This window comes from Siccirubricoccus deserti (assembly GCF_014283215.1).
GTDB classification, from domain to species: Bacteria; Pseudomonadota; Alphaproteobacteria; order Acetobacterales; family Acetobacteraceae; genus Siccirubricoccus; species Siccirubricoccus deserti.
Map to the genome: position 1 here is coordinate 1 of NZ_JACOMF010000116.1, position 7,184 is coordinate 7,184.

The window sequence follows — 7,184 nt, forward strand, 5'->3', positions numbered from 1 at the left end:
CCCCTCCATGGCCTGTCGCTTCCACTCGCCCACCATGGTCTGGTGAATGCCGTGCTTGGCCGCCAGCTGCGCCGTCGTCAACTCACCCCGCAGCGCTTCCAAAGCAACCTTCGCCTTGAAATCCGCCAAATACCGCGTCCGCTTGCCCGTCATCCGGGTCCGTCCTTCTCACAGGCGAACCGAGCTTACCCACCTGTCCGAAATCCGGGGACCACCTCAATCAACCTCTATCTCCCACTTTAACAAACTATCGTTAGGCGCAGATCGGCCTTTCCCTAACGCGGGCAGGTTTGGCGCGAGCGCTGACAGATTCGACCCACACGCGAAGCGGGAGAGCCACCGGGCCGAAGTGACTCCGTCTTGGGACATCGCCGACTCCTCCCGGAGAATGGGGGACGGAGGCCTGCTTCAGGCTGCAGCCGGGACTCGCCCTAGGTCCGGCTGAACCGCGGCCTTCGCGACCTCGCTCGCACCGTCCAGGTCCCCCTGGGCCATCAGGACATCAGACAGGAACAACCGATTCCAGGGATCCTTCGGGTCAGCGGCAACCGCCCGCTCACCAAAGCTAAGCGCCGCCGCCAAGTCGCCGCAGCGGATCGCAATCTCACCCAGCCGCCGTAGCAGTGGCCCGGGATTGGCCGGCTTGCACTCCAGCGCGCTCTGCGCCGCTGCTTCCGCTCCACTCAAGTCACCCTTCTGTAGCGCCAGCTGGGAGCGAAGCATCCAGGCCCACACATGGCCTTGGTCGGCTGCGATCGCTGCCTCGAGGCGCTCGGCCGCCAGCTCCAGATTGCCGCGCTTGACGTGGATCTCTGCCAGCATCGTGCACGCCGCGGCGCGGGTCTGCTTGTGCCGAACGATACTGCTCTCCAGCACCTCACTCGCGCGGCCGAGCTCTCCCTCCGCTTTGAGCTGACGGGCCAACTCGAGCGGTGCCCAGACGTCCTGCGGTGCTTCTTCCACCGCTCTCTCTCGGAGCTTGAGTGCCGCTGCCGCATTTCCTAAGTAAGCCTCAATCTCAGCGAGCCGAATCAGGGCCGGTCCCGGATTTGCCGGTTTTAGGTCGAGTGCGGCCTGCGCCGCTCCCTTGGCCGCCTCATAGTCGCCACCTGCGAGGTGGAGCTTTGCAAGCTCCAGCCGAGGTGTCTGGTCGTCCGGATTCGCCACGATCGCCTGCTCAAAGAACCGTCGGGCTGCCACGGCATCGCCGCGCTGCAGCGCGAGCTCGCCACGACGCCGGTGCACCGGTGCCGGGTTCGGTGGGTTCGCAATGAGCGCGGCCGCCGCTGCCGCATCCGCGCCTTCAAGGTCGCCATCTTGCCCGAGGAGGTTCGAGAGGACGAGGTTGGCCCAAAAGTCGGTAGGATCCGCAGCCAGCGCGCGATCAATCCAACGCCGCGCTTCGGCCTGATCGCCCCGGCGCTGCGCGATCTCGCCCATGCGGAGACAGGCGGCGCTCGTGCTGCCAGAGGTCATGCCCAAGGCCTCCTCGGCGGCCTCCTCGGCGGCGTTGAGATCGCCATCCGCTAGCAGCTGGGCCGAAAGGGCCAGCCGTGCCCAGTAGTCGTCCGGCTGGGCCGCGACGGCCTGCTCGAAGAATCTGCGCGCCCCCTCTGGGTTGCCACGGACCATCTCGAGCTCACCACGACGAACAATGAAGGCGGCCACTTGGCCTCCGCTCAGCTCCATCGCCAATTCACACGCTCGCACCGCGCCTTCGAGATCACGTGCGGCCTGCAGTACACGGGACATGTCGAGGTGCGGCCAGGGGTTCGCCTGGTCGTTCTCGATGGCCTGCTGAAGCCAGCCACGCGCGGCGTCCGGGTTGCGGCGCCGCATCTCAATGTCCGCCAAGCGTCGTAGGAAATTCCCGACCGGCCAGCCGGATAGCATCGCCTGCTGCAGCTTGGCCTCGCCGTCCGCCAGCTCGCCGGCCAGGCGCTGCGCGTCACCAGCCTGGGCGTCGTACCCGGTGGTGCCGGCCGCGGGAATGGTCTGCCCGAGCAGGCTGGCCATGCGGGCGCGCGCCGGCGGCAGCATCGCCTCCACGTCGTCGACCGTCAGGCTGAGGCTTTCCGGGGATTGGACGCGCGCACGTTCCTCGTCGGACCAACCGATCGCCTTCTTGGCCATGCCGTAAACCACCGCGCGCCCCAGCCGGCGGATCGCCGACCATTCGGCGACCTGGCGCGCCAGCGTTGCGACCGTCCCGCGCTCCGCCGCGGTGCCGAACTCCGCCTCAAGTTGCGCGGCAAGGCGCAAGAATGGCGAGTAACGAGTGTTGACGAAGATCTGCCGGGTACCGGAGTAGAAGCGGCCCGCACGGCCGACCAGCCCCTTCTCCATGATGCTCTGGTCGTTGTCGAGCGGGAGGATCTCAGGAGCGGTCGGCAGCTTGGGCCGGGGCGATACACTCGCTGCCTCGGCCGGCGGAGACCCGGACGCAGAGGCGGCTGAAGACGTCTGCACGGCGACGTTCGCCGGTATAGGTTCATCCTTCAGCCCGAGCTCCTGCAGCAGGTGCTGGAGGTCGGCCTTTATCTCGTTCAGGTAGTCCTCGGAAGCAGGCATCATCGCCGCGATGATACGCCGCATCCACGCCGGGATGTTGGCGGCCACCATGTCGCCGAAGTCGCCGAACAAGACCTGGCGCTGGTCGCCGTGACAGAAGCGCAGGAACTGCCGGTACGCCTCGGGCATCACTGGGTAGCTGGCTGGCAACTCGATGAGAACGGTGCACTGCCTAGACGCGAATGGAAAGCCGTAGGTCGGACTTTCGAGGGCCCAGCGGGACCCGTCGACCGTGGCGTAGACCTCGCCCGCGTAGATGACAGCGCCCATGCCGAGCGAGGCGCTGGGCGGTTCCGGCCGGATCGCGTCGGGTGCCCGGTAGGCGTAATGCAGCACAATGCCGTCCGGGCCGTCTACGCGCTCAACCCGGTCGAAGTACTGCTCCGCGAAGGAGGGCTGGAACACCGTGTCGCGCGTGACGCCACAGCTGCTTGCCTCGATGCGGAGCGTCACGCCCTCCGGCAGACGCATGTAGCGACGCCCGAGCGCCTGAGGGACCCAATTCGGCGGGACGTGCGGGTTCTCATTGTAGGGGGAGAGCACCGTGTCCTGCTCGGGGCGGTCGCCCATGAGCAGGACCTCTGTCCAATCCTCCGAGAGATCGTAGCGTCCCTCGGCTGCGCAGGCGGCCGTCGCGTCGATCACCTCGGCCGGCTCGGAGCCAGGGCCGGCCTCTTGCAGGACTCTGCCGTATGTCCCCTCGCGCTGGCCCAACAGCACCTGCGAGACCCGGCCCAGGCGGCAGGAGCGGTAGCGCAGGCCGTGCCGGTTAGAGGCCAACGAGGCCACCTTCGCGCCCATCCCGAAGTTGCCGTCCAGCCCTACGCGCTTGTTGAGCGAGGAGGATAGGTCGGTAACCAGCAGCAGTTCCTCTGCGGTCATCCCGCGGCCGGCATTCCAAATCGCGAGCTTGCGGGCACCGTCCACCTCCTGGCCCATGATCCGGACCAAGCCCAGCTCCGTTCCGGCCGCAGCTTCCAGCGCGTTCATCACCAACTCGCGCAGCATCATCGTCCTGGGGCAGCGTTCGATGCTGGACGCGACCAGGAAGGCCTCGTTAACAATGCGCAGCGGAGCAATGACAACCGAGCTTTGCATTTGTTGCGATCTCCGATAGAGTTTCAGGGCTGGGCAGGCAGCCTTAGTTTCTTCAATAATGCGTGCAGCACGTGAATGTCAGTATCACCTTTGGACAGACTTATCCACTTCTGGATGAAGGCCTGGGTCGGATTCTTGAGCATCCTGGCTTGCCTTCGATCTCATGCCTACGCCGCGGTGGTTGTGCCATTGAGAATCCCATACGTAGTGGTTGAGCATAAAGGTGTACTAAGTGATATTTTCAGGGAGGTGGACCAGGCTCAGGACGGAATGCGAACCTAGCCGGGGGGCCGTCTGGCGTTCCGCAATTGGTCAGCTCCTTTCCGGCCCAGGGCTGGCGTCTCCGGGCCAGACCGCAGTTGCGGCGAGCCCCGGCCGTCGCCGCGCACCCAAGGCGTGCCGGCAAGCGTCGGCCCTCCACGCTTCGGCGCAGCGCAGACTGCCTGTGCCCCTAGTCCTGTTCGTGCTCGGCCTACTGATGAGACCCGCGCCTGCGCAGGACCTCGTCGGCGTCAACTACACGAACCTAGGCTGGCTTCCGGCCGAGGAACGACGGGCCGTGCTGCAGGACATGGCCGGTGCCGGTGTGCGTTCCCTCCGGCTCGTGCTGACACCACCTTTCGATCAGAGTTTGGCAGCGATCCGCGAGGCGCAGGCGGCAGGGCTCTCGGTCCTGCTAAACATCAATCCAAATTTCCGACCCTTCTTCCCGCGAGATGTGGTTGGACAGCCAGTCCGAGACAATATCGCCTGGCCGCTCTCGCGTTTCGACCCTGCCCATTTTGAGCGCGTCTGGCGCGAGCTCTGGCGGCGCTTGGAGGCCGAAGGGCTGCAGGTCGCCGGGATCGAATTCGGAAATGAGATAAACTGGGCCGAGTTCAACGCGGATCTGGCGGCGGACGCCGCAGCCGGCCCGGACGCCGTCGGCCGGCTGGACACCCTGCCCGAGAGAGCCGCCTTCTTGGCAGGAATGCGGAACTACGTCGAGGGCCTGAGGGTGCTGCGTCGAGTACGGGACGAGGGCGGGCTAAACAGAATGGTTCCGTTGGTCTCTGCGGGATTCGCCACTGTATCAGAGGCTTTTGCTCGGTCCGTTTCGTTGCACTTCGTGGCCCCAGAGGAGGCTCTGGCGGTGTTGCGCGGGTTTGGTTTAGATTCCTTGATTGATGGTTACGGGATACACTTCTATCCATCTGGGGGACACCGCCAAGCTGGAGCATGGGACGGCCTGACCGCAACGATGGAATTCTGCCTTCGCCATGCCGGCGACCGGCCCTGCTGGGTGACCGAATGGGGCGTGTCGCATGTGACCCGGCAATGCCCCGACTCTGACCCCGAACGGCTGTCGCTTGTGCAGGAGGTGAAGGGGCAACTCGGGCAGCTCGTCACGGCCGGGCGCCTAAAGGCATCTTACTACTTTGACTGGGGCAGCCGTGGCTCGGCCTACTCAGTGTGGCGGTGCGGTGCCCTCACCTCTGGCGGCGCGACAGCTCTTGCACCCATGGGAACACCATAATTACCAGCTCGTGGCATCAGTAGTCCGGCAACAACTCCGAAAGGCTGTTCAGTCCAGGACAACCAGCACAGGATTCACTGAAAATAACTAAACCGCGCCTAACACTACCTGGGCACTTTTTGTGCTGATCGGCGTTGCCTTTGAACTGGGCTGAGCGGCCTGGGTTGCGAGGGGGCGGGCATGGTGCGGGCGGCTGAGGATCTCGATGCGTGGCTGGAGCCGTTCCTTGCTGCGCTCGGGCGCAAGAAGCGGCGGGCCTGGGCGCCGCTGTATCTGCGTGGGCTGCTAGCCCCCCCCCTCTGTCAGGGAAGTTGTCCGGCGCCTCGAGATGATCTCTCATTTTCAGAGGGCGGGACGGAGGAACGAGTTGGCCTACTCGACGGAGCGCCGCGCGGCGGTTCTGAGGAAGCTGCAGCCGCCGAACGCACTGCCCGTGCGGCAGCTGGCTAAGGATGAAGGGATCTCCGAGGCAACCCTGCATGCTTGGCGCCGCGAGGCCCGCAGCCAGGGGCGGCTTCTACCCGATGCCGACGCCGGCCCGGGGGGGGTGGACGTCGCGCGACAAGTTCGCGGCCGTCCTCGAGACCGCTGCCCTGAACGAGGCCGATCTCGCCACCTACTGTCGCCAGTGGGGCCTCTACCCCGAGCAGATCCAGACCTGGCGGACCGCCTGCGAGCAGGCCAACGACTGGGAGCGCGCCAGTAGCCAGTCGCCCGTGAACTACGCAGCTTCAGGCGGCCAAGGGCCTGGGCTGATGGCCCTCTCTGCTTTGTTGGGATAGCCACAGCAGGCTGAGCAGGCACGCCAAGAGCCAGGCGAGCCAGGCGCGGAGCAGGCGCAGGTTGTGGCCCGCGGCGGCGAGGATGACGTTCGCAGCGTCGCCCTCCGTGCCGCGCAGGAAGTTGCTGAACCGCCCCGGGTTCGCCGGAGGCTGGTGAGCTTGAGTCAGGCCGCCAGCGCAATCTCCTGCTGAGCGGCATAGTAGCGTGCTTCGGCCTCGGCCGGCGGGATGTTACCGATCGGCTCGAGGAGGCGGCGGTTGTTGAACCAGTCGACCCATTCGAGGGTGGCGAACTCGACGGCCTCCAGGTTGCGCCACGGGCCACGCCGCCGGATCCCCTCGGTCTTGAACAGGCCGATGACGGTTTCGGCGAGCGCATTGTCATAGCTGTCGCCGACGCTGCCCACGGAGGGCTCGATCCCGGCCTCGAGCAGCCGCTCTGTATAGGCAATTGCAACATATTGGCGGCCCCTGTCGCTGTGATGAATGAGGCCGCCCTTCAGCGGATGGCGGTCGTACAGCGCCTGCTCGAGGGCATCGAGGACGAAATCTGCATGCGCCGTCCTCGACACTCGCCAGCCGACGATGCAGCGGGCGAAGACATCGATGATGAAGGCGACGTAGACGAGTAATTACCCACCCCCCTTGCGCGGGAGTGGGTTGGCTGATTCGATCCTGGCATGCGGCGGGACGCGCTTGAGCGGTTGAGCAAGGCGGAGCTGATCGAGCTGGTGCTGCGGCTGCAGCGGCCGGAGAAGACCTCGCGCACATCTTCCAAGCCGCCGTCCACGGATCGGAAGGAACGACGCGAGCGCGCCCAGCCTGGAGGCGCCAAGCCGGGCCACGCGGGCCACAGCCGACCCTTGAGCGACGATGTTTCCGAGAGGATTGCCACCGCCCTGAGGTTTGCCCGTGCTGCCGGATGGCGCTCGCGCCCGATCTGCCGGCCGAAGCAGCCGGGATCTGGGAGCGCATCGAGCTGCCCGCGGTCAGGCCGCAGGTGGTGCACCACCATCGCCTGGCGGTGCGCTGCCCCGGATGCGGTACGCGGGCCGTGGCGCCCGTGCCGGTCAGCGGCACGCCCTTCGGCCCGCGCCTGCACGCGGTGGCCACCTACCTCAAGACCTATCAGGCGCTCTCCTACGAGCGGCTGCAGGCCGCACTGGCCGACCTGTTCGGGCTGCGCCTCAGCCAGGGTGGGCTGATGAACCTGCTCC

Annotated in this window: 4 protein-coding genes and 3 pseudogenes; 4 read left to right on the forward strand and 3 right to left on the reverse strand. The window is 66.1% G+C overall.

The features are described 5' to 3' along the window. On the reverse strand, positions 1-153 hold a 153-nt coding region (locus H7965_RS27985), incomplete at its 3' end, for a transposase (RefSeq protein WP_186773716.1). A 255-nt stretch (positions 154-408) separates the two neighbouring features. Next, positions 409-3,669: a tetratricopeptide repeat protein gene (locus tag H7965_RS27990; RefSeq protein WP_186773818.1), complete on the reverse strand. Its 3,261-nt coding sequence runs from the start codon at positions 3,667-3,669 to the stop codon at positions 409-411. A gap of 559 nt (positions 3,670-4,228) precedes the next feature. Here H7965_RS27990 and H7965_RS27995 point away from each other — a divergent pair. The 3 genes and pseudogenes from H7965_RS27995 (at position 4,229) to H7965_RS30565 (ending at position 5,967) form a co-directional block, all read left to right on the forward strand. After that, entirely contained in the window at positions 4,229-5,185 is a 957-nt protein-coding gene (locus H7965_RS27995) for a hypothetical protein (RefSeq protein WP_186773819.1), read from the forward strand. Positions 5,186-5,513: 328 nt separating this feature from the next. Further along, positions 5,514-5,654 (forward strand): annotated as a pseudogene (locus tag H7965_RS32110) (hypothetical protein); the annotation flags it as partial. 55 nt (positions 5,655-5,709) lie between these two features. After that, on the forward strand, positions 5,710-5,967 hold the full coding sequence (locus H7965_RS30565; RefSeq protein ID WP_222440864.1) for a hypothetical protein: 258 nt from the start codon (positions 5,710-5,712) through the stop codon (positions 5,965-5,967). Between the two features lie 164 nt (positions 5,968-6,131). Here H7965_RS30565 and H7965_RS28005 read toward each other — a convergent pair. After that, positions 6,132-6,593: pseudogene (locus tag H7965_RS28005) on the reverse strand (DDE-type integrase/transposase/recombinase); the annotation flags it as partial. Positions 6,594-6,647: 54 nt separating this feature from the next. Between H7965_RS28005 and H7965_RS28010 the strand changes: the two are divergent. Next, positions 6,648-7,184, forward strand: a pseudogene (locus H7965_RS28010) (IS66 family transposase zinc-finger binding domain-containing protein); the annotation flags it as partial.

Coding starts and splice junctions, on each gene's coding strand:
- H7965_RS30565 (WP_222440864.1), top strand. CDS start 5,710: ATGCCGACGCCGGCCCGGGGGGGGTGGACGTCGCGCGACAAGTTCGCG.
- H7965_RS27990 (WP_186773818.1), bottom strand. CDS start 3,669: ATGCAAAGCTCGGTTGTCATTGCTCCGCTGCGCATTGTTAACGAGGCC.